General features: G+C 72.8%; 25 protein-coding genes and 1 riboswitch. Of the genes, 10 read left to right on the top strand and 15 right to left on the bottom strand.

Annotated features, from left to right (window positions below):
• Positions 1 to 95: 95 nt before the first annotated feature.
• From thiE to ACWD5Q_RS03190, 3 genes are all read right to left on the bottom strand, one after another.
• Positions 96 to 746 carry a thiamine phosphate synthase gene (gene thiE, locus ACWD5Q_RS03200; RefSeq protein ID WP_451425269.1) on the bottom strand — a complete coding sequence of 217 codons (651 nt, stop codon included), beginning with the start codon at positions 744 to 746 and terminating at the stop codon, positions 96 to 98.
• A gap of 110 nt (positions 747 to 856) precedes the next feature.
• Positions 857 to 1,222: an Rv2175c family DNA-binding protein gene (locus ACWD5Q_RS03195; protein ID WP_451425268.1), complete on the bottom strand. Its 366-nt coding sequence runs from the start codon at positions 1,220 to 1,222 to the stop codon at positions 857 to 859.
• Positions 1,223 to 1,366: 144 nt separating this feature from the next.
• Entirely contained in the window at positions 1,367 to 2,593 is a 1,227-nt protein-coding gene (locus ACWD5Q_RS03190) for an NAD(P)/FAD-dependent oxidoreductase (RefSeq protein ID WP_451425267.1), read from the bottom strand.
• A 217-nt stretch (positions 2,594 to 2,810) separates the two neighbouring features.
• Positions 2,811 to 2,922, top strand: a riboswitch (TPP riboswitch).
• Between ACWD5Q_RS03190 and thiO the strand changes: the two genes are divergently transcribed.
• From thiO to ACWD5Q_RS03165, 5 genes are all read left to right on the top strand, one after another.
• On the top strand, positions 2,922 to 4,088 hold the full coding sequence (thiO, locus tag ACWD5Q_RS03185) for a glycine oxidase ThiO (RefSeq protein ID WP_451425423.1): 1,167 nt from the start codon (positions 2,922 to 2,924) through the stop codon (positions 4,086 to 4,088). It overlaps the preceding riboswitch by 1 nt.
• Entirely contained in the window at positions 4,085 to 4,285 is a 201-nt protein-coding gene (gene thiS, locus ACWD5Q_RS03180) for a sulfur carrier protein ThiS (RefSeq protein WP_451425266.1), read from the top strand. Before thiO ends, thiS begins: the two co-directional genes overlap by 4 nt.
• Before the next feature lie 4 nt (positions 4,286 to 4,289).
• A complete protein-coding gene (locus ACWD5Q_RS03175; RefSeq protein ID WP_451425265.1) occupies positions 4,290 to 5,084 on the top strand; it encodes a thiazole synthase in 795 nt (264 codons plus the stop codon).
• 134 nt (positions 5,085 to 5,218) lie between these two features.
• Positions 5,219 to 7,156, top strand: a complete 1,938-nt coding sequence (gene pknB, locus ACWD5Q_RS03170; protein WP_451425264.1) for a Stk1 family PASTA domain-containing Ser/Thr kinase — start codon at positions 5,219 to 5,221, stop codon at positions 7,154 to 7,156.
• Positions 7,157 to 7,206: 50 nt separating this feature from the next.
• Positions 7,207 to 8,106, top strand: coding sequence for a deoxyribonuclease IV (locus ACWD5Q_RS03165; RefSeq protein WP_451425263.1), 900 nt, complete (start codon positions 7,207 to 7,209; stop codon positions 8,104 to 8,106).
• 79 nt (positions 8,107 to 8,185) lie between these two features.
• Here ACWD5Q_RS03165 and ACWD5Q_RS03160 read toward each other — a convergent pair whose 3' ends face one another.
• Positions 8,186 to 8,818 (bottom strand): sulfite oxidase-like oxidoreductase, encoded by a 633-nt coding sequence (locus ACWD5Q_RS03160; RefSeq protein ID WP_451425262.1) that lies wholly within the window; start codon positions 8,816 to 8,818, stop codon positions 8,186 to 8,188.
• A 155-nt stretch (positions 8,819 to 8,973) separates the two neighbouring features.
• Here ACWD5Q_RS03160 and bfr point away from each other — a divergent pair, with 155 nt between their 5' ends.
• Positions 8,974 to 9,453, top strand: a complete 480-nt coding sequence (bfr, locus tag ACWD5Q_RS03155) for a bacterioferritin (RefSeq protein ID WP_451425261.1) — start codon at positions 8,974 to 8,976, stop codon at positions 9,451 to 9,453.
• Between the two features lie 4 nt (positions 9,454 to 9,457).
• Here the strand turns inward: bfr and ACWD5Q_RS03150 are convergent, their stop codons facing one another.
• Both ACWD5Q_RS03150 and ACWD5Q_RS03145 read right to left on the bottom strand, forming a co-directional pair.
• Positions 9,458 to 9,709, bottom strand: coding sequence for a (2Fe-2S)-binding protein (locus ACWD5Q_RS03150; RefSeq protein WP_451425422.1), 252 nt, complete (start codon positions 9,707 to 9,709; stop codon positions 9,458 to 9,460).
• Positions 9,710 to 9,870: 161 nt separating this feature from the next.
• Positions 9,871 to 11,223 carry a class II 3-deoxy-7-phosphoheptulonate synthase gene (locus ACWD5Q_RS03145; protein WP_451425260.1) on the bottom strand — a complete coding sequence of 451 codons (1,353 nt, stop codon included), beginning with the start codon at positions 11,221 to 11,223 and terminating at the stop codon, positions 9,871 to 9,873.
• A gap of 96 nt (positions 11,224 to 11,319) precedes the next feature.
• Between ACWD5Q_RS03145 and ACWD5Q_RS03140 the strand changes: the two genes are divergently transcribed.
• Both ACWD5Q_RS03140 and ACWD5Q_RS03135 read left to right on the top strand, forming a co-directional pair.
• Positions 11,320 to 11,376: a trp operon leader peptide gene (locus tag ACWD5Q_RS03140; RefSeq protein ID WP_359389524.1), complete on the top strand. Its 57-nt coding sequence runs from the start codon at positions 11,320 to 11,322 to the stop codon at positions 11,374 to 11,376.
• A gap of 101 nt (positions 11,377 to 11,477) precedes the next feature.
• Entirely contained in the window at positions 11,478 to 13,391 is a 1,914-nt protein-coding gene (locus ACWD5Q_RS03135; RefSeq protein ID WP_451425259.1) for an anthranilate synthase family protein, read from the top strand.
• Positions 13,392 to 13,468: 77 nt separating this feature from the next.
• On the opposite strand, the gene ACWD5Q_RS03130 is transcribed toward ACWD5Q_RS03135, so the two are convergent.
• The 4 genes from ACWD5Q_RS03130 to ACWD5Q_RS03115 form a co-directional block, all read right to left on the bottom strand.
• Positions 13,469 to 14,497 (bottom strand): 6-phosphofructokinase, encoded by a 1,029-nt coding sequence (locus tag ACWD5Q_RS03130; RefSeq protein ID WP_451425258.1) that lies wholly within the window; start codon positions 14,495 to 14,497, stop codon positions 13,469 to 13,471.
• Between the two features lie 251 nt (positions 14,498 to 14,748).
• Positions 14,749 to 15,396 carry a response regulator gene (locus ACWD5Q_RS03125; protein WP_451425421.1) on the bottom strand — a complete coding sequence of 216 codons (648 nt, stop codon included), beginning with the start codon at positions 15,394 to 15,396 and terminating at the stop codon, positions 14,749 to 14,751.
• A 41-nt stretch (positions 15,397 to 15,437) separates the two neighbouring features.
• Positions 15,438 to 16,673: a MacS family sensor histidine kinase gene (gene macS / locus ACWD5Q_RS03120; protein WP_451425257.1), complete on the bottom strand. Its 1,236-nt coding sequence runs from the start codon at positions 16,671 to 16,673 to the stop codon at positions 15,438 to 15,440.
• A gap of 75 nt (positions 16,674 to 16,748) precedes the next feature.
• A complete protein-coding gene (locus ACWD5Q_RS03115; RefSeq protein WP_451425256.1) occupies positions 16,749 to 17,561 on the bottom strand; it encodes a lysophospholipid acyltransferase family protein in 813 nt (270 codons plus the stop codon).
• A 162-nt stretch (positions 17,562 to 17,723) separates the two neighbouring features.
• Between ACWD5Q_RS03115 and ACWD5Q_RS03110 the strand changes: the two genes are divergently transcribed.
• Together ACWD5Q_RS03110 and ACWD5Q_RS03105 are read left to right on the top strand one after the other, a co-directional pair.
• A complete protein-coding gene (locus tag ACWD5Q_RS03110; RefSeq protein ID WP_451425255.1) occupies positions 17,724 to 18,503 on the top strand; it encodes an alpha/beta hydrolase in 780 nt (259 codons plus the stop codon).
• Complete coding sequence (locus tag ACWD5Q_RS03105; RefSeq protein WP_451425254.1) at positions 18,496 to 19,056, top strand: hypothetical protein; 561 nt, start codon at positions 18,496 to 18,498, stop codon at positions 19,054 to 19,056. The genes ACWD5Q_RS03110 and ACWD5Q_RS03105 overlap by 8 nt, the downstream gene beginning before the upstream one ends.
• Before the next feature lie 21 nt (positions 19,057 to 19,077).
• Here ACWD5Q_RS03105 and ACWD5Q_RS03100 read toward each other — a convergent pair whose 3' ends face one another.
• The 5 genes from ACWD5Q_RS03100 to ACWD5Q_RS03080 all read right to left on the bottom strand — a co-directional run bounded on the left by ACWD5Q_RS03100 (position 19,078) and on the right by ACWD5Q_RS03080 (position 23,527).
• Positions 19,078 to 19,890, bottom strand: a complete 813-nt coding sequence (locus ACWD5Q_RS03100; protein ID WP_451425253.1) for an endonuclease/exonuclease/phosphatase family protein — start codon at positions 19,888 to 19,890, stop codon at positions 19,078 to 19,080.
• Between the two features lie 142 nt (positions 19,891 to 20,032).
• Positions 20,033 to 20,986, bottom strand: coding sequence for an ROK family glucokinase (locus tag ACWD5Q_RS03095; RefSeq protein ID WP_451425252.1), 954 nt, complete (start codon positions 20,984 to 20,986; stop codon positions 20,033 to 20,035).
• A gap of 70 nt (positions 20,987 to 21,056) precedes the next feature.
• Positions 21,057 to 21,647 (bottom strand): DUF5304 domain-containing protein, encoded by a 591-nt coding sequence (locus ACWD5Q_RS03090; RefSeq protein ID WP_451425251.1) that lies wholly within the window; start codon positions 21,645 to 21,647, stop codon positions 21,057 to 21,059.
• A 105-nt stretch (positions 21,648 to 21,752) separates the two neighbouring features.
• A complete protein-coding gene (locus ACWD5Q_RS03085) occupies positions 21,753 to 22,922 on the bottom strand; it encodes an ArsA family ATPase (protein WP_451425250.1) in 1,170 nt (389 codons plus the stop codon).
• Positions 22,923 to 23,077: 155 nt separating this feature from the next.
• A complete protein-coding gene (locus tag ACWD5Q_RS03080; protein WP_451425249.1) occupies positions 23,078 to 23,527 on the bottom strand; it encodes an SRPBCC family protein in 450 nt (149 codons plus the stop codon).
• Positions 23,528 to 23,685: the final 158 nt, after the last annotated feature.

Below are 23,685 nucleotides of genomic sequence, written 5' to 3'. Positions count from 1 at the left end.
CGCGAGATCCACGGCCCGCACGCACCCGTACCCCGCCGCCCTGCGCCGTCCGCAGCGGCCCTGTCCGCCGCGGCCCTGCGCCGTCCGCAGCCGGACTACGCCGTCCGCAGGCGCTTCGCGAACTCCGCCGCCGCCGCGCCCGGGTCGTCCGCCTCCGTGATCGCGCGGACGACGACCACACGGCGGGCACCGGCCTGAAGCACCTGGTCCAGATTGCCGAGGTCGATGCCGCCGATCGCGAACCAGGGGCGGTCGGTACCCAGCGCGGCGGTGTGCCGGACCAGGCCGAGGCCGGGGGCGGGGCGGCCGGGCTTGGTGGGGGTGGGCCAGCAGGGCCCGGTGCAGAAGTAGTCCACGCCGTCCTGGACGGCGGCGGCCTCGGCCTCCGCCGCGGAGTGCGTCGAGCGGCCTATGAGGACGTCGTCACCGAGGACGGCGCGGGCCGCGGGGACGGGCAGGTCGCCCTGGCCGAGGTGCAGGACGTCCGAGGCGGCGGCGTGGGCGACGTCCGCGCGGTCGTTCACCGCCAGCAGCTTGCCGTGGCGGGCGCAGGCGTCGGCGAAGACCTTCAGGTGCTCCAGTTCCTCGGCCGCCTCCATGCCCTTGTCGCGCAACTGCACGATGTCGACGCCGCCCTCCAGGACCGCGTCGAGGAACTCGGCGAGGTCGCCCTGGCGGGTGCGGGCGTCGGTGCAGAGGTAGACGCGGGCGTCGGCGAGCCGGGCGGTGCGGGCGGTGTCGGGCACGATGGGTCCCCCCGGGGTCGATGGCGTACGGGCCGCGTCGGGCGCGACCGGACGGAGGCCGGGGCCCGTGGAGCCGCGGCCCGTACGCCGGACGGTTGTTCTCGTTCGGATCAGACGGCGAGCGCCTGCGCGCGGCGCTTCACCTCCGTGCCGCGATTCTCCCTGAGGGCCTGCGCGGGGGTGCCCGGCAGGGTCGGGTCGGAGGTGAACAGCCACTCGATCATCTCTTCGACCGTGAAGCCGTCGTCCCGCAGAAGGGTCAGGGTCCCGGACAGGCCCTTGACCACCTTGTCCCCGTCGATGAAGTCGGCGGGGACGTGCAGTGCACGGTTCTCGCCACGGCGTACGGCGACGAGCTGGCCCTCCTTGACCAGCTGCCGCACGCGGGTCACCTCGACGCCGAGCGATTCGGCGATGTCCGGGAGGGTGAGCCAGGCAGGGACGAGAGCATCAATCTTTGCGTCAATCTCGGTCACGGGATCAAGCGTGCCATCCCGGACTGACAGTCGGAAGCGGGGCACCTCCAGCGGAGTGCCGGTTGCCTCCGGCGGTGGACACGGTGGACCCCGGCCGTCCCGCGAACGGGGGGATGCGAGGGGGCCGGACGGACCGTCCCGGCCTCACGCCGTCGCCTCCTTCAGCGGGCGCGAGGGGTCCGCCAGCAGGTCCGGGTCCATCGGGGTGCCCGACTCGATCAGACGGCGGCCCTGCGCCAGGTCCCGGGGGCGGCCCACCGCCAGCAGGCCCACCAGGCGGCCCGAGCGCAGCCAGCACACCGTCCACGCGGCGCCCTGCGGGTTCCCGCGCCAGACGGTCGTGTCGGCGGACGCGTGGTGGCCCACGTACTGGACGAAGCGGCCGAACTGCTCCGACCAGAAGTACGGCACGGGGTCGTACGCCATCGGCGTCTCCCCGATGATGTTCGCGGCCACCGTGCGCGGGCCCTGGAGGGCGTTGTCCCAGTGGTGGACCAGCAGGCGCTGCTCATACCGCCCCGACGGGAAGGACGCGCAGTCCCCGACGGCGTACACGTCCGGCACCGAGGTGCGCAGGTGCTCATCGGCCAGCACTTCCCCGTACGCGCCCAGCTCGACGCCCGAGCCGGCGAGCCACGCCGTGGCCGGGCGCGCCCCGATGCCCACGACCACCGCGTCCGCGGGCACCCGGGACCCGTCGTCGAGCACCACGGCCCCCGGCTCGATGCGGTCCACGCGCGTGTGGGTGCGCAGTTCGGCCCCGCTGTCCGCGTACCAGGCGGCCATCGGCGCGGCCACCTCCGCGGGCAGCGCCCCCGCGAGCGGCCGGTCCGCGGCTTCCACCACGGTCACCGCGCAGCCCGCCTCGCGCGCCGCGGTGGCGAACTCGGCACCGATCCAGCCCGCGCCCACGACCACGATGTCGTGCTGCTCGGCGAGGACCGGCCGCAGCCGCTCGGCGTCGTCCAGGGTGCGCAGCAGATGCACCCCGGGGACGCCCTCCGCGCCCGGCAGCCGGATCGGTTCCGCTCCGGTGGCGAGGACGAGCACGTCATAGGGGACGGGCCCCTCGACGGTGTCCAGCTCGTGGTCGCCGGGGCGCAGGCCGACCGCCTCGCGGCCCAGCCGCAGCTCGATGCCCAGGGCCTCGAAGTCGACGTCGAAGGCGGAGCCCTCGGCCTTGCCGAGCAGCACGGCCTTGGACAGCGGCGGCCTGTCGTACGGCGGGTGCGGCTCCGCGCCGATCAGCGTCACGCTGCCGGTGAAGCCCTGTTCGCGCAGCGCGACCGCGGTCTGCACCCCGGCCATGCCCGCGCCCACGACGACGACGCGCCGTGCCGAACCGCCCCGCTCCTGCGTCTGCTCGCTCACCTGATCACCATAGTCAACTGACAACGCGTCAGTCAGCGGGCGTGCTGAGTGACCTGCTGCACAGCACTCGGCCCGCTGCCTGCCGCGCCCCGCCCGAACGGTGCGTACCGGGACCGGGTCGGTCCCCTGTGCGCGTACCCGCCGCACGGCCGCACAACCGCGACCCCGTCAGGCGCCCTTACCGGCGTGGTCGGCCACGGTCTAGGGTGTCCCCCGTACAAGCACTCGCGGGAGCCCGGACGCACCGGGCTGAGAGGGAGGCTGGCGGCCTCCGACCGTACGAACCTGATCCGGATCATGCCGGCGAAGGGAGGGGGGCTGCATGCCCATGTCGCCCACACGTACCTCGGATGTCCTTGTCATCGGGGGCGGGATCATCGGACTCGTCACGGCCTGGCGCGCCGCACAGCGCGGACTTGCCACGACCGTGGTCGATCCCGCCCCGGGTGGCGGAGCCGCCCAGGTGGCCGCCGGGATGCTCGCCGCCGTCACCGAACTGCACTACGGCGAGCAGACGCTGCTCGCGCTCAATCTGGAGTCCGCGCGGCGCTACCCGGACTTCGCGGCCGAGCTGACCGAGGCCACCGGCCGGGACCTCGGGTACCGCCGGTGCGGCACACTCGCCGTCGCCCTGGACGCCGACGACCGCGCCCATCTGCGGGACCTGCACGCCCTGCAGCAGCGGTCCGGCCTCGTGGCGGAATGGCTGAGCGGTCGCGAGTGCCGGCGCCTGGAGCCGATGCTCGCCCCCGGGGTGCGCGGCGGGCTCAAGGTCGACGGCGACCACCAGATCGACCCGCGGCGGCTGGTCGCGGCGCTGGTCACGGCCTGCGAACGGGCCGGGGTCGACTTCCACCGGGCGCGGGCCGAACGGCTGACGGTACGCGGCGAGCGGGCCGTCGGCGTCAGAACCGCCTACGGCACCGACCTCACCGCGGGACAGGTCGTGCTCGCCGCGGGCAGCCTCAGCGGACGGCTCGCGGGGGTGCCCGACGAGGTGCTGCCGCCCGTGCGCCCGGTGAAGGGGCAGGTGCTGCGGCTGACCGTGCCGAAGCGGTACGCGCCGTTCCTGAGCCGTACCGTGCGCGCCGTCGTCCGCGGCGGCCACCTCTACCTGGTGCCGCGCGAGAACGGCGAGCTGGTGGTCGGCGCGACCAGCGAGGAACTGGGCTGGGACACGACGGTCACCGCGGGCGGGGTCTACGAGCTGCTGCGCGACGCGCACGAGCTGGTCCCCGGGATCACCGAGCTGCCGCTCATCGAGACCCGGGCCGGACTGCGCCCGGGCTCCCCGGACAACGCGCCGCTGCTCGGACCGACGGAGCTGGACGGCCTGCTGCTGGCCACAGGGCACTACCGCAACGGCGTCCTGCTCACCCCGGTGACCGGCGATGTCATGGCCCATGTCCTGACCACGGGCGACCTCCCGGACGAAGCCCGCCCCTTCACCCCCCGGCGGTTCGCCGCCACCGCGCTCACGGAGCAGCCCGCATGAACATCTCGGTCAACGGAGTGTCCCGCCGTTTCGCGCCCGGCACCGCGCTCGACGCCGTCGTACGGGCCCTCACCGCGGCCCCCTCGGGCGTCGCCGCCGCCCTCAACGAAACCATCGTCCCGCGCACCCAGTGGCCGTCGACACCGCTCCGTGAGGGCGATCGCGTCGAGGTCCTCACCGCCGTCCAAGGAGGCTGATCCCATGGCCGACGACCCCTTCGTCCTCGGTGGCACGACGTTCTCGTCCCGGCTGATCATGGGGACCGGCGGCGCGCCGAGCCTCGAGGTCATGGAGCGGGCGCTGGTGGCGTCCGGCACGGAACTGACGACGGTCGCGATGCGCCGCGTCGACGCCTCGGTCCAGGGCTCGGTGCTGTCCGTGCTCGACCGGCTCGGGATCCGGGTGCTGCCCAACACCGCGGGCTGCTTCACCGCGGGCGAGGCCGTGCTCACCGCCCGTCTCGCGCGCGAGGCGCTCGGCACGGATCTGGTGAAGCTGGAGGTCATCGCCGACGAGCGGACCCTGCTGCCCGACCCGATCGAGCTGCTGGACGCGGCCGAGACACTGGTCGACGACGGTTTCACGGTGCTGCCGTACACGAACGACGACCCGGTCCTCGCCCGGAGGCTGGAGGACGCCGGCTGCGCCGCGATCATGCCGCTCGGCTCGCCGATCGGCTCCGGGCTCGGCATCCGCAACCCGCACAACTTCCAGCTGATCGTGGAGCACGCGCGCGTGCCGGTGATCCTGGACGCGGGCGCGGGCACGGCCTCGGACGTGGCCCTGGCGATGGAGCTGGGGTGCGCGGGTGTGATGCTCGCCTCGGCGGTCACCCGCGCGCAGGAACCGGTCCTGATGGCGGAGGCGATGCGGCACGCGGTGGAGGCGGGCCGGCTGGCCCGGCGGGCGGGGCGCATCCCGCGCCGGCACTTCGCACAGGCCTCGTCGCCGACGGAGAGCATGGCGCGCCTGGACCCCGAGCGGCCCGCCTTCTGAGGCCGGGCCCGGCCTTCCGGGGCCGGGCCCGGGACGGAGGCCGGGTGCGGCGTGTGTCACAGCTCGGTTGTGGTCAGGCCCCCGAGCAGCGGCGACGGAGAAGCCCGGCAGTGGTCCCTCGTAGACTCACCTGCGTGGACAAGACCCTTCAGGACCCTCTCGTCGGGCAGGTGCTCGACGGCCGCTATCGCGTCGACGCGCGGATCGCGACCGGCGGGATGGCCACGGTCTACCGGGCCCTGGACTCCCGCCTCGACCGCGTCCTCGCGCTCAAGGTGATGCACCCGGCGCTGGCCGCCGACGCCTCCTTCGTGGAGCGCTTCATCCGCGAGGCCAAGTCGGTCGCACGGCTCGCCCACCCCAACGTGGTGCAGGTCTTCGACCAGGGCACCGACGGGTCCTACGTCTACCTCGCCATGGAGTACGTCGCGGGGTGCACTTTGCGGGACGTGCTGCGCGAGCGGGGGGCGCTGCAGCCGCGCGCCGCCCTGGACATCCTGGAGCCGGTGCTGGCGGCGCTCGGCGCCGCGCACCGCGCCGGGTTCGTGCACCGCGACATGAAGCCGGAGAACGTCCTGATAGGTGACGACGGCCGGGTCAAGGTGGCCGACTTCGGTCTCGTCCGGGCCGTCGACACCGTCACGCACACCACGGGCGCCGTCCTCGGCACCGTCTCCTACCTCGCCCCGGAGCAGATAGAACACGGCGCGGCCGACCCCCGGGTCGATGTCTACGCCTGCGGGGTGGTCCTGTACGAGATGCTGACCGGCGCCAAGCCGCACGGCGGCGACTCCGCCGCCCAGGTGCTCTACCGGCATCTGAACGAGGACGTGCCGCCGCCGTCGGCCGCCGTGCCCGGGCTCGCGATCGAACTCGACGAGCTGGTCACGGCGGCGACCGCCCGCAACCCCGAGCTGCGTCCCTACGACGCGGTGGCGCTGCTCGGACAGGTGCTCGACGCGCGCAGCGCGCTCACCGCCGAGCAGCTCGACGCCGTACCGCCGGGGGCCCTCGCCACGGAGCACGACAACGCCGGGGACCGTACGAGCGTGATCCCGCGCCTGCTGCCGGTCCGCCCGGCGCACGGCGACCGTGGGGGACCCGGGGACCCCGCCCATGACACGGCCGTACTCGACCGGACGAGCCGGCTTCAGATGCCGCCGCCCGGACCCGCCGGGCGGCCCGCGCGCCCCCGCCGGCTGCTCGCGCTCGTCCTGGCCGCGCTGGTGGTGTTCGGTGGCGGCGCGGGCGTCTGGTACATCAACTCCGGCCAGTTCACCAAGGTGCCGCCGCTGCTGGCGAAGACCGAGGCCGAGGCGCGGACCCGGCTGAAGCGGGCCGGGCTGGAGGCCGGGCCGGTCAGGCACGCCTACAGCGACACGGTGAGGCGGGGCACGGTGATCAGCACCGATCCGTCGGCGGGCGAGCGGATCCGCTCCCACGACGCGGTGGCGCTGACCCTCTCGGACGGCCCCGAGACGGTGCAGGTGCCCGATGTGAAGGGCGACCCCCTGGCCGGGGCGCAGGAGCGGCTGAGGAAGGCCGGCCTGGTCCCGGGCATGGTCTCGCAGGCGTTCAGCCAGGACGTGCCCAAGGGCTCGGTGATCGGCACGGACCCGGGGGCGGGCACCAGGCGCCACGGCGGTTCGGCGATCGCGCTCACCGTCAGCAAGGGCAGCCCGGTCCAGGTGCCCGACGTCACCGGCTCCTCTCTCGACGACGCCACGGCGAACCTGCAGGACGCGGGCCTGAAGGTGAGGATCGCGGACACGCAGACCACCTCCGAGTTCGACGCGGGACAGGTCGCCCGGCAGTCCCCGGGCGCGGGCCAGGAGGCCGGCGAGGGCGACACGGTCACGCTGACGATCTCCAAGGGCCGCGAGCAGGTCGAGGTGCCGGACGTGGTCGGCGACAACGTCGACGACGCGCGCCGGGCCCTGGAGGCGGCCGGCTTCCAGGTCGAGGAGGACCGCGGCCTGCTGGGCCTGTTCGGCGACACGGTCAAGCACCAGTCGGTGAAGGGCGGACAGAAGGCGCCCAAGGGGTCCACGATCACGCTCAAGATCCGCTGACGGGCCTCGACGGCGTCCGCCCGCCCGGGCTCGCGTGACACCCTTGGGGCGTGAGCACTCCCCCGTCGCGTGACGCCCACGGCGCGTCCGCCCTCCCCCGCAATCCCGTCGGCAGCCATGTCCCCGTGGCGGGAGGCCTCGACACCGTCGGGCTGGCCTATGCGCGGGACATCGGGGCCGAGGCCGTGCAGGTCTTCGTCGCCAATCCACGGGGCTGGGCGACCCCGGCCGGCAACCCGCGGCAGGACGAGGCGTTCCGGGCGGCGTGTGCCGCCGGGTCGATACCGGTGTACGTCCACGCGCCGTATCTGATCAATTTCGGCTCGCACACCGAGGCGACCGCCGAGCGGTCGGTTGCGTCCCTGCGGCACTCGCTGCGCCGGGGGCGCGCGATAGGGGCGCTGGGCGTCGTCGTGCACACCGGGAGCGCCACCGGCGGGCGGGAGCGGTCGGTCGCGCTGCGTCAGGTGCGCGAGCGGGTGCTGCCTCTGCTGGACGAGCTGACGCACGAGGACGACCCGTACCTTCTGCTGGAGTCGACCGCGGGCCAGGGCGCCTCACTGTGTTCGCGCACCTGGGACTTCGGGGCGTACTTCGAGGCGCTCGACGCGCATCCCCGGCTGGGCGTGTGCCTCGACACCTGCCATGTCTTCGCGGCCGGGCACGATCTGACCGGGCCGGACGGCATGCGTCAGACGCTGGATCTGCTGGTGGACACCGTCGGCGAGGGGCGGCTGAAGCTGGTGCATGCGAACGACTCCAAGGATGTGGTCGGCGCCCACAAGGATCGTCACGCGAACATTGGCTCCGGCCATATCGGCGAGGACCCGTTCCGCGCCCTGACGACCCACCCGGCCACCGCGGGCGTCCCCCTGATCATCGAGACGCCGGGCGGCAAGGAAGGCCATGCGGCGGACGTGGAGCGGCTGAAGAAGCTGCGGGAGGGCTGACCACTCCGGGCCGCCGCTCTCCCCCTGGCCCGATCCCGGGCCGCCGCTGACCGGTCCCGGGCGGGCGTCGCGCCCGCGCTCACAGCCCGGGGCCGTCGCCGGGTTCCTCCTGGTAGGAGTAGCGCTGTTCCCGCCATGGGTCGCCGATGTTGTGGTACCCGCGCTCCTCCCAGAAGCCGCGCCGGTCGGCGGTCATGTACTCGATGCCGCGGACCCACTTGGGGCCCTTCCAGGCGTACAGATGGGGGATGACCAGGCGCAGCGGGAAACCGTGTTCCGCGGTGAGCAGTTCACCGTCCTTGTGGGTGGCGAAGATCGTGCGGTCCGAGGCGAAGTCGGCGAGGCGGAGGTTCGCGCTGTACCCGTACTCCGCCCAGACCATCACATGGGTGACGGTGGGGGCGGGCGGAGCGAGCTCCAGGACCGTGCGGGCCGGGATGCCGCCCCATTCGGCCCCGAGCATGCTGAACTTGGTGACGCAGTGCAGATCGGCCATCACGGTCGCGTACGGAAGGGCCGTGAACTCCTCGTGGTTCCAGGAGTGCTTCTCGCCGTCCGCGGTGGCACCGAAGACCCGGAAGTCCCAGCGCTCGGGGCGGAACTTGGGCACCGGGCCGTAGTGGGTGACCGGCCAGCCCCGCTGCAGTCGCTGTCCCGGCGGAAGCTCGGACCTCACCGCTTCTCCTGACACGCGCTCCACCGGATGACCCATGACTCCATCCTGACAGACCGCAGAGGGTGCATCCGACCACCTGATACCCAATACGGACAACTCACACTAAGCGTGAACATACTGGACGCACCCGTGTGCTGATGCAATCATGCGGCGCACTCCGCCAGTCCCCCGCTTGGAAGGAGCCCGGGCCGATGCAGGGCGACCCCGAGGTCATCGAATTCCTCAACGAGCAGCTCACCGCCGAGCTGACCGCGATCAACCAGTACTTCCTGCACGCGAAGATGCAGGAGAACTTCGGCTGGTACAAGCTCGCCACGTACACGCGGCGCGAGTCGTTCGACGAGATGAAGCACGCGGAGGTGCTCACCGACCGCATCCTCTTCCTGGAGGGGCTGCCGAACTACCAGCGGCTGTTCCATGTGCGGGTGGGGCAGACCGTGCGGGAGATGTTCGAGGCGGACCGGCAGATCGAGGTGGAGGCGATCGACCGGCTCCGGCGCGGGATCAAGACGATGCGGGAGAAGGGCGACATCACATCCGCGAACATCTTCGAGTCGATCCTGGCGGACGAGGAACACCACATCGACTATCTGGACACCCAGCTGGAGCTGGTGGACAAGCTCGGCGAGGCGCTGTACATCTCGCAGATCATCGAGCAGCCGGAGAGCTAGCTAGCTAGGCGGCGTCCCGCAGGCTCCTCGGGCCGTCCGGACCGGAAAGGACCGGTTCGCCCCGGTCGGCCGGTTCACGGCGCGGGCACGCGCCCCTGCCCAGCAGCGCCTGGATCCGCCGTACGCACGAGCCGCAGTCCGTGCCCGCCTTGCAGGCGGACGCGATCTGCCGGGGGGTGCAGGCGCCGTTCGCCGCGTGCTGCTCGACCTGCTGCTCGGTGACGCCGAAGCAACTGCAGACGTACACGCGGTTCACCTCCCGACGGGATCGCTGGGTCATGCCGTCCCCGATCGTCTCGGTGAGGCAAACCTAACCTTACCTATGACCCCGGGCCCGCAAAAGCGGGTCGGGGCGCGGATCGCATGTGATCCGCGCCCCACTCACCGCGTCGGCAGCAGCCCGCGGGCTACTTGGTCCTACTGGTCCCGGTACATCTCCGCGACGAGGAACGCCAGGTCGAGGGACTGGCTGCGGTTCAGCCGCGGGTCGCACGACGTCTCGTAGCGCTGGTGCAGATCGTCGACGAAGATCTCGTCGCCGCCGCCCACGCACTCGGTGACGTCGTCGCCGGTCAGCTCGACATGGATGCCGCCCGGGTGCGTACCCAGCTCCTTGTGGACCTCGAAGAAGCCCTTGACCTCGTCGAGCACGTCGTCGAAGCGGCGGGTCTTGTGGCCGGAGGCCGCCTCGAAGGTGTTGCCGTGCATCGGGTCGGTCACCCAGGCCACCGCAGCGCCCGAGGCCGTCACCTTCTCCACCAGCTCGGGCAGCTTGTCGCGGATCTTGTCCGCGCCCATGCGCACGATGAAGGTCAGCCGGCCGGGCTCCCGCTCCGGGTCGAGACGGTCGATGTACTGCAGCGCCTCCTCGGCCGTGGTCGTCGGACCCAGCTTGATGCCGATCGGGTTGCGGATCCGGGAGGCGAACTCGATGTGCGCGCCGTCCAGCTGACGGGTGCGCTCACCGATCCACACCATGTGCCCGGACACGTCGTACAGCTGCCCGGTGCGCGAGTCGGTCCGGGTCAGGGCCGACTCGTAGTCGAGCAGCAGCGCCTCGTGCGAGGCGTAGAACTCGACGGTCTTGAACTCCTCCGGGTCGGCCCCGCAGGCACGCATGAAGTTCAGCGCGTTGTCGATCTCGCGCGCGAGCTGCTCGTAGCGCTGCCCGGACGGCGACGACTTCACGAAGTCCTGGTTCCAGGCGTGCACCTGGCGCAGGTCGGCGTAGCCGCCCGTGGTGAAGGCGCGCACGAGGTTCAGCGTCGAGGCGGAGGCGTGGTACATCCGCTTCAGGCGCTCCGGGTCGGGGATCCGGACCCCTTCGGTGAACTCGAAGCCGTTGACGGAGTCACCGCGGTAGACCGGCAGGGTCATCCCGTCACGGGTCTCGGTCGGCTTGGAGCGCGGCTTGGAGTACTGGCCGGCGATCCGGCCGACCTTCACGACCGGCACCGAGGCGGCGTACGTGAGCACGGCGCCCATCTGGAGCAGCGTCTTGAGCTTGTTGCGGATCTGATCGGCGGACACCGCGTCGAACGCCTCCGCGCAGTCGCCGCCCTGCAGCAGGAACGCCTCGCCCCTGGCGACGGCTCCCATCCGGGCGCGCAGCTGGTCGCACTCGCCCGCGAAGACGAGCGGCGGATACGACTCGAGGTCCGCGATCACCTTGCGCAGAGCCTCGGGGTCGGGGTACTCGGGCTGCTGCGCCGCGGGCAGGTCTCGCCAGGTGTTGCCAGCGTTGGCGCTGGTCTTAGCGTTCACGGTCACGCCCTCAACACTACGGGGTCAGGTGGGTCCTCCCTTTCCCCGCCCAGAAAGTGAGACACCCGCTACACCCTGTGGACATGGGGTACAGTGCGTCGCATGTTCGCGCACACGACCCAGAACTGGTGGTGGACCGCTTCTCCGGCGGCCCACTGACGCGCGTACCCACGACTTCGCGAAGGCCGCCCGAGGGGCGGCCTTCTGTGTTTCCGGCACCGGGGCCGTTCCCTCTCACCTCACCGAGAAGGACACGGACCATGCATCTGACCGAGCTGCTGACCGATCCCCGCCCGTTCGCCCTGCTCCGCCGCCGCACCCCCGGGCGCGATCACGACAGCGTGGAGGTGCTGATCGGCCCGGTCGAGGAGTACGCGCGCCTCGCCGACCTTCCGGGCGAGGCACTGGCCCTGATCCCGTACCGCCAGATCCGCGAGCGCGGCTTCGACGTCCGCGACGACGGCACCCCGCTGCTGGCCCTGACGCCCGAGGAGTCCCGGGTCCTCCCGCTTCAGCGGGCGCTGGCGGAGCTGCCGCGGCACGACGTCCGGGTCGAGGACGGCGGCTTCGACGTCTCCGACGAGGAGTACGCCGGGATCGTCGGGCGGGTGCTGCGCGAGGAGATCGGGCGGGGCGAGGGCGCCAACTTCGTGATCCGCCGGACGTACGAGGGCCGGATCCCGGGATTCGGCCGGGCCGACGCGCTCGCGCTGCTGCGGCGGCTGCTGGTCGGCGAGCGCGGGGCGTACTGGACCTTCGTGGTGCACACCGGCGAACGCACCCTGGTCGGGGCCAGCCCCGAGGTGCATGTGCGGATGTCGGGCGAGCGCGAGGCGCTCTCGGTCGAGGGCGGTGGCGGGACCGTCGTGATGAACCCCATCAGCGGCACCTACCGCTATCCGGCCGGCGGACCGACTCCTGAGGACCTGCTCGGCTTCCTCGCCGACGGCAAGGAGATCGAGGAGCTGTCGATGGTGGTCGACGAGGAGCTGAAGATGATGTGCACGGTCGGCGACCGGGGCGGGATGGTCGTCGGGCCGCGGCTGAAGGAGATGGCGCACCTCGCGCACACCGAGTACGAGCTGCGCGGGCGGACGTCCCTGGACGTGCGGGAGGTGCTGCGCGAGACCATGTTCGCGGCCACCGTCACCGGCTCCCCCGTGCAGAACGCCTGCCGGGTCATCGAGCGGCACGAGCGTGGTGGACGCGGCTACTACGCGGGGGCGCTGGCGCTCATCGGCCGGGACGCGGGCGGGGCGCAGACGCTGGACTCCCCCATCCTCATCCGCACCGCCGACATCGACGCGGACGGGCGGCTGCGGGTGGCGGTCGGCGCCACCCTGGTGCGCGGCTCGGACCCCGCGAGCGAGGTCGCGGAGACCCACGCCAAGGCGGCGGGGGTGCTGGCGGCGCTGGGGGTGGGGCCGTCCCGGCCGGACGAGGAGCGTACGCGGCCCCGGCTGGCCGACGACCCCCGGGTGCGGGCGGCGCTGGACGGGCGGCGGGCCCTGCTCTCGCCGTTCTGGCTGCGGATGCAGACACCGTCCGGCGAACCGACCGGGCACGCCCTGGTCGTCGACGGGGAGGACACCTTCACGGCGATGCTCACGCATCTGCTGCGGTCGTCGGGCCTCGAGGTGACCGTGCGGCGCTACGACGAGCCGGGGCTGCGGGAGGCGGTGCTCGCGCACGAGGGCCCGGTGGTGCTCGGGCCGGGCCCGGGCGACCCGTCGGATCCGGCCGACCCCAAGATGCGGTTTCTGCGGCACCTGACGGCGGAGGTCGTCCGGGGGCACCGGCACGGGGTGCTGGGTGTCTGTCTGGGCCATGAGCTGCTCGCGGCCGAGCTGGGGCTGGAGATCGTCCGCAAGAAGGTGCCGTACCAGGGCGCGCAGACGGAGATCGACCTGTTCGGGCGGCGGGAGACCGTCGGCTTCTACAACAGCTTCGTGGCGCGCTGCGACGACGAGGCGGCCACGGAGCTGGCGGCGCACGGCGTCGAGGTCGGCCGCGCGGACGGCGGGGAAGTGTACGCGCTGCGCGGGCCCGGTTTCGCCGGGGTGCAGTTCCATCCGGAGTCGGTGCTGACGCTGAACGGCGTCGGCATCGTCCGGGAGCTGGCCGGCCGGCTGTGCGGCGCCGACGCGCTGTCCGAGCGGCGGCCGGCCCGGTAGCGAAGGAGACGGGCGGGCCGGGGGTGCCCGCAGGGCGGCACCCCCGTGAGGAGAGTGTCCGGGCCTGTGCGGGCCCGTCAGCCGAAGAAGACGCCGACCTCTTCGTACAGCTTCAGGTCGACCGTCTTCAGCTTGGCCGTGGCCTCCGAGAGCGGGACGCGCACGATCTCGGTACCGCGCAGGGCGACCATCGTGCCGAAGTCGCGGTCGCTGACGGCCTCGATGGCGTGCAGGCCGAAGCGGGTGGCGAGCCAGCGGTCGAAGGCGCTGGGCGTGCCGCCGCGCTGGACATGGCCGAGAACGGTGGTACGGGCCTCCTTGCCCGTGCGCTTCTCGATCTCCTTCGCGAGCCACTCGCCGACGCCCGAGAGGCGCACATGTCCGAACGAGTCCAGCGACTGGTCCTTGAGCACCACGTCGCCGTCCTTGGGCATCGCGCCCTCGGCCACCACCACGATCGGGGCGTAGGACGCCTTGAACCGCGATGTCACCCAGGCGCACACCTGGTCGACGTCGAAGCGCTGCTCGGGGATGAGGATCGCGTTCGCGCCGCCGGCCAGCCCCGAGTGGATCGCGATCCAGCCCGCGTGGCGGCCCATCACCTCCACCACCAGGACCCGCATGTGCGACTCCGCCGTCGTGTGCAGGCGGTCGATCGCCTCGGTGGCGATGTTGACGGCGGTGTCGAAGCCGAAGGTGTAGTCCGTGGCGGACAGGTCGTTGTCGATGGTCTTGGGGACGCCGACGACCCGGACGCCGAACTCGTCGGCCAGGCGTGCCGCGACCCCGAGGGTGTCCTCGCCGCCGATCGCGACGAGCGCGTCGACCTCGTCCTTGGCGAGGTTGTCCTTGATACGGCGGATGCCGTTCTCCTGCTGGAGCGGATTGGTGCGCGAGGAGCCGAGGATCGTGCCGCCGCGGGGCAGGATGCCGCGCACGGCGGGGATGTCCAGCCGCACGGTGTCGCCCTCGAGGGGACCCCGCCAGCCGTCCCGGTAGCCGACGAAGTCGTAGCCGTACTCCTGCACGCCCTTGCGCACGACGCCCCGGATGACGGCGTTGAGCCCGGGGCAGTCGCCGCCCCCGGTCAGTACTCCGACCCGCATGGAAATGTCCCTTCGCCGCGGTTGCCTGATGCGGGTCACGCTAATGGTGACCCACGTCACTCCGGCATGCCTCGAAAGGTCAATTCCGGTGAATGGTCGGGTAGTTGATCACTCCGGATGATTCGGACTTCACTCGAAGGTGGGTAGCGGAGGCACGCGCGAGCGAATCACTCCCCCACGCGCGCCTGGCCGCACGCCCGTTGCGTGCCCGGTCCGCACCTGGCTTCGCTCCGGTCGTGCGCCGGCGCGCGTCAGTCCTCGTCCAGTCCCCGCTCGATCGCGTACCGCACCAGCTCCACCCTGTTGTGCAACTGGAGCTTGCCGAGGGTGTTCTGCACATGGTTCTGCACGGTGCGGTGCGAGATGACCAGGCGCTCGGCGATCTGCTTGTAACTCAGCCCCTTGGCCACCAGCCGCAGTACCTCGGTCTCGCGGTCGGTCAGCCGCGGCGCCTCCGGCTCGCCGGCACCCGCGGCGGGCACCGGTTCGGCGGCGAGGCGGCGGTACTCGCCGAGGACCAGGCCCGCGAGCCCCGGGGTGAACACCGGGTCCCCGGCCGCCGTACGACGCACCGCGTCGAGCAGATCCTGCGTGGACGCGGACTTCAGCAGATAGCCCGTCGCACCCGACTTCACCGCCTCCAGCACATCCGCGTGCTCACCGCTCGCCGACAGCACCAGGACCCGCAACGCCGGGTTGGCGCCCACGAGTTCCTTGCACACCTGGACGCCCGGCTTCGCGGGCAGGTTGAGGTCCAGGACGAGGACGTCGGGCGCGGCGGCCAGGGCGCGGCGCACCGCCTGCTCGCCGTCGCCCGCGGTGGCGACCACGTCGAAGCCGGACTCGGTCAGGTCGCGGGCCACGGCGTCCCGCCACATGGGGTGGTCGTCCACCACCATGACCCTGATCGGCTCCGGGCGCGCGTCCATGGTGTCCGCGGTCATCGCGTCTCAGCCCTCCCCTGTGAGGCCCCGAGGCCCCTCGCATTCTTCGGTATCTTCAGTTCCACTTCCGCGCCCTGGCCGGCGACCGAGATCAGCTCGGCCGTACCGCCGATGTCGCGCAGCCGGCCGCGGATCGACTGGGCCACCCCGAGCCGCCCCTCCCCCTCGGCCTGGGCGAGCCGCCCCTCCGGGATGCCGGGCCCGTCGTCGCGCACGGTCACGACGACACCGTCCGGCTCGTCCTCGACCAGGATCCAGGCGCGTGCCTCGGGCCCCGCGTGCCTGCGGACATTGTCCAGGGCGGCACCGACGGCGGCGGCCGTCTCGCGCGCGGCGGCCGGGGCGAGCGGCACCGGGGCGCCCGGCTCGGAGAGCGTCACCCGGGCACCCGCGTACGGCGCGAGCAGCAGGCGCAGGTCCACCGGACCGTCCTCGGCGTCCGGCTCGTCGACCACGCGGACGACCGCGCCGAGCGCCGCGTCCTCCGACACCCGTGAGAGGGGTACGAGGCCGCCGGTGACCAGGGTACGCAGCGCGGCCTCCTGCTCACCGGCGAGCCGGCCCAGCTCCGCGGCCTCGCCGCCGAGAGCGGTGCCGCGTCGCTGCACCATGGCGAGTAACTGGAGCACACCGTCGTGGATGTCCCGGGCCAGCCGCTCCCGCTCACGGGTCGCCGCCTCGATCTCCAGGGCGCGGGCGAGGGTGCGCTCGGAGGCACGGGCGACCTCGACGACGTAGCCGATCGCGATGGAGGCGACCCACACGAGCACCACGTTGTGGACGGTGTCGCGGGCGGCGGCGCCGCGTTCCACCAGATTGGCGGCGGCGACCAGGGTGGAGGCGAGGGCCGCCCAGCGCCAGCCGCCCTTGACGGCGAACGCGAGGACGGACCCGGCGGTCCATATCGACGGCAGGGTCGGGCCGCCCGCGAGGACCCGCGCGTGGGTGTCGGCCCAAGGCGTGAGGAGGATGCCGGTGAGCGCGATGGCGAGGTCGACGGCGAGGAACCGCTTGGTGCAGTTCGCCGCGCTCGCCACCCTGGGCAGCGTGGCCAGCGTCCACCCGCTCAGGACGACGTAGTACGCGATCGCCAGCCAGGGCCGCGCGAACCTGCCGTAGGCGGTGGCGAACAGCCCGATCGCGTACAGCATCGTCAGCACGCGGTACGCCGTGAGCGCGCGCCACAGCGGCTGTTCGACCGACATCCTGACGACCCGCTCGCGCCTGGCCATGCCCCTCCCCCTTGTGGGCCGTTCGCCTGCGGGAGCCCCCGTGCTCCCACCCCTCCGAGCCGGACGGAGCGTGCCCTAGGAGCCCGCCTGCTCCTTCCCGGCCTCCCGCTCCGTGTCCTTCGCCGCCCGCGCGGCGCCCTGTGACGCGTCCTTCTGGGCGTCCTTCTGCGCCTGGGCGGCGTTCTTCTGCGCCTGCTTCTCCGCCTTCTCCGCCTTCGCCGCCTCCGCGATCTGCCGCTTGGCGGCGGTCGCGTAGATGTCGACGTACTCCTGGCCGGAGAGCCTCATGATCTCGTACATGACCTCGTCGGTCACCGCGCGCAGCACGAAACGGTCGTGTTCCATGCCCTGGTAGCGGCTGAAGTCCAGCGGCTTGCCGATCCGGATGCCCGGACGCATCAGCTTGGGCATGACCTTCCCCGGCGGCTGGATCTTCTCGGTGTCGATCATGGCGACCGGGATGACGGGCGCGCCGGTGGCGAGCGCCACCCGGGCCAGACCGCCGGGCTTGCCCCGGTAGAGCCGCCCGTCGGGCGAACGGGTGCCCTCCGGATAGATGCCGAACAACTCACCGCGCTCCAGCACCTCGATGCCGCTCTTGACGGCCGCCTCGCCCGCCCCGCGTGCTCCGGAGCGGTCGACGGGGAGCTGGCCCACCCCCTTGAAGAAGGCGGCGGTCAGCCGTCCCTTCACCCCGGGCGTGGTGAAGTACTCGGCCTTCGCGATGAACGTGACCTTGCGGTCCAGGACCGCGGGCAGGAAGAACGAGTCCGAGAAGGACAGGTGGTTGCTCGCCAGTATGGCGGGACCCTCGGCGGGGACGTTCTCGAGGCCTTCCACCCAGGGTCTGAAGGCGAGCTTCAGCGGCCCCCCGATGGATACCTTCATCGCGCCGTACAACACCCGAGTGCCTCCTGTGTCTGTCGAACCGACCTTAACCCGGTCCGCCGTCAAAGAGGCCGACGGCCCTGGTCGGTGTCAGTGCCGTCGCGTACGGTGAAGTACCTGCAATCGACGTGCCCAGCCCCTTTCCATGAACAGGAGACCGACGTGCCGGTCCTCCCCGGAGCCGAGCCGTACCACCACGAGGGTGGGGAGATCGGCGTCCTCCTCTGCCACGGCTTCACCGGTTCCCCCCAGTCGCTGCGCCCCTGGGCGGAGCATCTCGCCGAGCACGGCCTCACCGTCTCGCTGCCGCTGCTGCCGGGACACGGCACGCGCTGGGAGGACATGCAGCTCACCGGCTGGCAGGACTGGTACGCGGAGGTGGACCGCGCGCTGCACGCCCTGCGCGACCGCTGTGCGCAGGTGTTCGTGGCCGGGCTGTCCATGGGCGGTGCCCTGGCCCTGCGGCTCGCCGCCCGGCACGGGGAGGCGGTCAGCGGCATCGTGGTCGTCAACCCGGCGAACAAGGTGCACGGCCTGTCGGCGTACGCCCTCCCGGTGGCCCGCCACCTCGTCCGCACGACGAAGGGCATCGCCAGCGACATCGCCAAGGAGGGCGGCCGGGAGTTGGGGTACGACCGGGTGCCGCTGCACGCCGCGCACTCCCTGCGGAACTTCTTCCGGGTCGTCGACGGTGAACTGCCGCAGGTCACCCAGCCGCTGCTGCTTCTGCACAGCCCCCAGGACCATGTGGTTCCGCCCGCCGACGCGGCGCGGATCCTCAGCCGGGTCTCCGCCACGGACGTACGGGAGATCCTGCTGGAACAGAGCTACCACGTGGCGACGTTGGACTACGACGCGGACCGGATCTTCGAGGAGAGCCTCGCGTTCATCGGCCGGCTCGCGCCCAGTCTCGGCAAGGAAGGGACGGCCGCAGGTGGCTGAGCACGACTCCGACCGCGAGGACCGCGAGCCGGACGAGAAGGGTGTGCCCCTCGACGAGGAGGCCGCCTGGGCGGCGATCGTCGCGGGGTACGGCCAGGAGCCGCCGGACCCGCCGGGCGCCAGACCGTTCCGGTCGGTCGAGGATCTGGCGCTGCCCGATGTCGAGCCGATCGGCGGCAAGGGCGACGAGACGAAGATCGAGCCGGCGAAGCCGCTCGGCAGTTCGATCTCCTTCGCGCCCGGTCTCGGCCCGCGCGACCACACGGTGCCGGAGCCCTCGGACGACGACTTCGACGAGGACGACGAGGGGCATTTCGTGCCCCCGGAGCCGCCCCCGCTGCCGACGGCCGACACCACGGCGAAGTTCGCCTGGCTCGGGATGGTCGGCGGCCCGCTCCTGCTTCTGCTGGCGGTGCTGTTCGGCTGGGACATGACGTGGTGGCTCGCCACGCTGGGCGTGGGCGGTTTCCTGGGCGGCTGCGCGACGCTGGTGGTGCGGATGAGGACGGACGACGAGGACAGAGACGACCCGGGCCGGGGCGCGGTGGTCTGACCGGCCCCGATGACGCGCCGGCTACGACGCGGACGCGCCCTCCCGCGACGCGGGAACCCTGAGGGCGGCCAGAACCGGAAGATGGTCCGTGGCCGCCCTCAGGTCTGACTCCGTCACCCCCGGACGGCCATGGGGGTCCCCCCGCTCGAGCGAAGCCGAGAGTGGGAGAGGGACGCCGCAGCCGAGGACCTCGACGCCGCCCGTGGCGAAGATCGCGTCGATGCGCTGGTAGGGATCGGACGGCGTCCAAGTGTGCTCGGCGCCCCAGGGGGCGGTGGCCCAGCCGTCCTGGAGTTCGGCGGCCAGGCGCGCGAAGGCGGGACCGTCCGGCCGTTCGTTGAGGTCGCCGCCGACGACCGCGTGCGCGGTGCCGAGACCGGCTAGCCGCTCGAGCAGCATGCCGCCCTGCGTGTACCGCTCGTCCTGCTGCAGGCTCAGATGGCAGCTGATGACACCGAGCCGGGCACCGCCGAACCGCACGACCGCCGTCGCCAGGCCCCGCCGGTGCAGTCCGGGGGTGAGCGGCAGCAGCACGTCCTCGGTGCGCTCGACCGTGGCGCGGAGCGAGCACAGCAGAGCCGGGCCGGCGGCGGTGGCGCCGCCCGAGAGGACCACGAGGTTCGAGGCCGCCGCCAGCCGGGCGAGCTTCTTGCGCCAGCGGAAGAAGCGGGGCGCCTCCTGGACGAGGACCAGGTCGGGCGCGCAGGCGCTGATCACCCGGGCGAGCGCGTCGGTGTCGTCGCGCATCGAGCGGATGTTGTAGCTGAGGACGCGGATGACGGCCGAACCGTCGGGCTCGGTGCGGGAGTTGGGCAGCGTGAGGGTCGTCGCCATGCTGATCAAGATACGCCCGGGCGAGGATCGGTGGTGGCGTCGTGTGCGGGACGGGGGGGCGGGACGGGGACCGCGCGTACGGGGCGAAAGCGGACCGCCGCGGGGAAAGCCCCTGCGGCGGTCGCTTCCGCCCCGGCTCGGCTCACATGATCGGATCAGGCTGGCGGGCCAGGTCCGCGGCGCCGACCAGACCCGCCTTGTTGCCGAGCTGCGCGGCGATCACGTCGGCGACCGGGCGCCAGTTGCCGCCGACCAGCCAGCGCCGGTACGACTTGCGGATCGGGTCGAGGACCAGCTCGCCCTCGTCCGAGAGGCCGCCGCCGACGATGAAGGCGGAGGGGTCGAACAGCGAGGCCAGGTCGGCGAGGCCGGCACCGGCCCAACGGGCCAGCTCGCGGTAGGAGTCGATGGCCACCGGGTCGCCCTGGCGGGCGGCCATGGAGATGTGCTTGCCCTCGATGCCCTCGGGGGTGCCGTCACCGAGCGAGAGCAGCAGCTCGGCGCTCTCGGGGCTGGCGTTGGCGCGCTGCTTGGCGTACCGCACGAGGGCGCGGCCGGAGGCGTACTGCTCCCAGCAGCCCTGCGAACCGCAGCCGCACAGCAGGCCGTCCGGGACCATCCGGATGTGGCCGAACTCGGCGGCCACGCCGAAGTGGCCGCGGCGGAGCTTGTTGCCGATGATGATGCCGCCGCCGAGGCCGGTACCGAGCGTGATGCAGATGACGTTGCGGTGCCCCTTGCCCGCACCGAACTTGTACTCGCCCCAGGCGGCCGCGTTCGCGTCGTTCTCGACGACCACCGGGAGGCCCACGCGGGCCTCGACCTTCTCCTTCAGCGGCTCCTGGCGCCAGTCGATGTTCGGCGCGAAGTAGACCGTGGAACGCTGGCGGTTGACGTAGCCGGCGGCTCCGATGCCCACGCCGACGATCTCGTGCCCGGCACGGGCGCCCTCGACGGCAGCGGCAATGGCGTCCACGATGGCGTCGGGCGTGCCCGGAGTCGGCACCTTGTAGGTCGAGAGGATGTTGCCTTCCTCGTCGACCACACCGGCCGCGATCTTCGTACCGCCGATGTCGACGCCGATGGTGAGTCCCATGAATCCCTCAGTTTCGGTCGAGCCCCGCTACGGCCCACCGTACCCGAGGGGCGGCCCCTCGCCCCGTGGTCTAGTCCAGGTCGATGCGCTCTCCCGGCCCCTGTTCCCCGCCCCCGCGGCGGGGGTCGGCGTCCCCGGAGGTGCGGCCCGTCCAGCGCCGCTCCTGGGCCTCGACAGCGGACCGGTAGGCCGCGAGCAGCTCCGAACCGGCCGCGGCGAGATGGTCGAAGACGTCCGGGTTGCGCTCTATCACCGGTTCCACGGCGGCCTTGGCCTGCCGCACCACCTGCTGGACCATCTGCTGGGCCGGACCCGAGGCCGCGGCACCGAACAGCGGCGTCGGCAGCTCGGACAGCTTGTCCGCGACGGCGTCGACGAACTTGCGCAGCTCCTCGGCGGCCGAGCCGGGCGGCGGTCCGTACCGGGCACGGCGGCGGGCCCGCTCCTCGGCGAGGTCCTCGGCACACGCCTTGGCCCAGGCGTCGGCGTCAGTGTCGGCGTCAGCCGCCGGCTCCCCCGAGCCCTCGGTCTTCCCGAAGCCCTCGGACTTCCCCGGGCCCTCGGACTTCGCCGAGCCCTCGGCTCCGCTCGAAGAGGGGGTGGCCCTGCCGTCGGCTGTCTCGTCCTGAGCGGCGTCGGACGGGGGGCGCTCTTCGCTCATGGCGGACTCCTGACTGGCGGTTCGTACCTCCGACGGTACCCGAACGGGGGTACGCGGTTCACCGTGCGCGGGGACTCGTTTCCGGGCGCCCGGAAACGGTCCCGGTCAGACCCGTCGCGGCCACAGCTCCGGGTCCGGTGCGAAACGGATGCGCAGCTCGCCCTCCCGCAGCGCGGCCCCGGACACGGCGCAGCGGCGCAGGACCGACGGCAGCGGGACGACGCGACGGAACGATCCCACGGCCACGACCAGTTCGTCCCCGCGCCGGACGAGGTCCAGTTCGTCGCGTATGGCGCCGGGCAGCGGGATGTGCCATACCAGCACGCCGTCCTCGGCGCGCCGGTCCGTCACGGGCCACTCGACGGGGGCGGGCGCCGGATTGACGGCGGGGGCGGCGAGCGCGGCGAGGTCGTCGGCACCGCGCGGGTCCCGGCCGAGGTGGGGGACGACGTGGACGCCGTAGACGCTTCGCCACTCCTCCACGGTCTTGCCCTGCTGGGCGACGAGACCGGCGAGCCACGGGTCGGGGGCGTCCTCGGGCAGGACCCGGCTCGCGACCAGGACCTCGGGACGCAGGGTGTGCAGGGCGAGGCCGGTGACCGCGGACCGGACGGCGTCGGCGCCGGCCGGGCCCGGCTCGGCGACCAGCCATACGCTCGTGGCCCGGTCGGCGACGACGGCCTCGACGGCGGCCAGTTCGACGTCCCAGCGGGCAGCGGTCTCGTACAGCCACTCGGCGGGCATCGGCACGCCTGCGAGGCGGCCGAGGACGGGGCGCAGGGCGCGGGCGGCCTGCCGCTCCGGCGGGAGCAGCCGGCGCAGATAGCGGCGGAGTTCCCCGGGCAGCGCGAGCAGGGCGAGTGCCTGCGGGGCCGGGGGCAGGTCGACGACGAGGAGGTCGTACGCGTCGCCGAGGGCGGCGTCGCGCAGGGCGCGCAGGAGGGCGAGTTCCCCGGCGCCGGGCAGGGGGGTGACCTCCTCGGGGTCCAGCCGGGCGGCGCCGAGCAGGTCGAGGGCGCCGGCCGCGCGGTCCTGGAAGGCGACGAGGTCCTCCCGGAAGCGGGCGTCGGCGTCCGGGCGCCAGGCGGTGAGACCGGGCGCGGCCTCGGCGGGGGTGGCACCGGTGGGGACCCCGAGCACGGCACCGAGGGTGTCGGTGCGGTCGGCGCCGAGGAGGAGGGTGCGGGTGCCCCGGCGGGCTGCTTCCAGCGCGGTGGCCGCGGCGACGGTGGTGCGGCCGGAGCCGCCGGGGCCGGTGATCAGGATGGTGCGCATGGGGGTGAACGCTACCGGTGCCCGGCCCCCGGGCTGAGCAGGTCATCGGCGAGCCCGGGCGGCGGGCACCGTCCGGCGGCTGCCGCCCCGGACCCGCGCACCGGCCACGGACGACCGCAGCCGCCCCCGACCCGCGCACCGGCCACCGGCGGGAGCTACTCCCCGTCCTCGCCCGACTCCACCCGCTTCTTCAGCCCCGCCAGGGCCCGGTCGATGATGACCTTCTCCGCCTTGCGCTTGATCATGCCGAGCATCGGGATCTTGACGTCGACGGTCAGCCGGTACGTGACCTGTGTGCCGCCCGAGGCCGCCGGCTTGAGCAGGTACGAGCCGTCGAGGGAGCGGAGCATCTGGGACTTGACCAGGGTCCAGGAGACCTCGTTGTCGCCCGTCCAGGTGTACGCCAGCGTCTGGTCGTCCTTGATCGCGCCCGCGTCCATGACCAGGTGCACCTTCTCGGCACGGCCCCGCGCGTCCGTGGCGAGCACCTCCGCCTCCTTCACCTCGCCCGTCCAGTCCGGATAGCGCGCGAAGTCGGCGATCACCCGCATGACGTCGGCCGGAGCCGCCTCGATCGTGATGCTCGAGCTGGTGTGTTCCGCCATCGCCGTGGCTCCTCCAGATGAGGTTCGTGAGGGAGGGAGGTGCGCCGGTGCGCACGTGTGTGCAGCGTGAAGGCTACCGCGCACGCGCCGTACCGCTACCACCCCGCCTGCGGTTCGGTCACCGGCCCGTCGCGCGGGGCGGTCCGGGGGGGTTCCGC

This window comes from Streptomyces sp. NPDC002513, from assembly GCF_053595355.1.
The sequence above is the reverse complement of the archived record's forward strand: the minus strand, read 5'-3'. Positions and strand labels throughout refer to the sequence as shown.

What these genes read in the sequence shown, in the direction of transcription:
- macS (WP_451425257.1), bottom strand. Translation starts at nt 16,673, where the DNA reads ATGGCCAGGCGCGAGCGGGTCGTCAGGATGTCGGTCGAACAGCCGCTG.
- ACWD5Q_RS03090 (WP_451425251.1), bottom strand. Translation starts at nt 21,647, where the DNA reads ATGAGCGAAGAGCGCCCCCCGTCCGACGCCGCTCAGGACGAGACAGCC.
- ACWD5Q_RS03135 (WP_451425259.1), top strand. Translation starts at nt 11,478, where the DNA reads ATGCATCTGACCGAGCTGCTGACCGATCCCCGCCCGTTCGCCCTGCTC.
- ACWD5Q_RS03095 (WP_451425252.1), bottom strand. Translation starts at nt 20,986, where the DNA reads ATGGGACTCACCATCGGCGTCGACATCGGCGGTACGAAGATCGCGGCC.
- ACWD5Q_RS03125 (WP_451425421.1), bottom strand. Translation starts at nt 15,396, where the DNA reads ATGGTGGTGGACGACCACCCCATGTGGCGGGACGCCGTGGCCCGCGAC.
- ACWD5Q_RS03115 (WP_451425256.1), bottom strand. Translation starts at nt 17,561, where the DNA reads ATGAAGGTATCCATCGGGGGGCCGCTGAAGCTCGCCTTCAGACCCTGG.
- ACWD5Q_RS03130 (WP_451425258.1), bottom strand. Translation starts at nt 14,497, where the DNA reads ATGCGGGTCGGAGTACTGACCGGGGGCGGCGACTGCCCCGGGCTCAAC.
- ACWD5Q_RS03160 (WP_451425262.1), bottom strand. Translation starts at nt 8,818, where the DNA reads ATGGGTCATCCGGTGGAGCGCGTGTCAGGAGAAGCGGTGAGGTCCGAG.
- ACWD5Q_RS03080 (WP_451425249.1), bottom strand. Translation starts at nt 23,527, where the DNA reads ATGGCGGAACACACCAGCTCGAGCATCACGATCGAGGCGGCTCCGGCC.
- bfr (WP_451425261.1), top strand. Translation starts at nt 8,974, where the DNA reads ATGCAGGGCGACCCCGAGGTCATCGAATTCCTCAACGAGCAGCTCACC.
- ACWD5Q_RS03175 (WP_451425265.1), top strand. Translation starts at nt 4,290, where the DNA reads ATGGCCGACGACCCCTTCGTCCTCGGTGGCACGACGTTCTCGTCCCGG.
- ACWD5Q_RS03085 (WP_451425250.1), bottom strand. Translation starts at nt 22,922, where the DNA reads ATGCGCACCATCCTGATCACCGGCCCCGGCGGCTCCGGCCGCACCACC.
- thiS (WP_451425266.1), top strand. Translation starts at nt 4,085, where the DNA reads ATGAACATCTCGGTCAACGGAGTGTCCCGCCGTTTCGCGCCCGGCACC.
- thiO (WP_451425423.1), top strand. Translation starts at nt 2,922, where the DNA reads ATGTCGCCCACACGTACCTCGGATGTCCTTGTCATCGGGGGCGGGATC.
- ACWD5Q_RS03100 (WP_451425253.1), bottom strand. Translation starts at nt 19,890, where the DNA reads ATGGCGACGACCCTCACGCTGCCCAACTCCCGCACCGAGCCCGACGGT.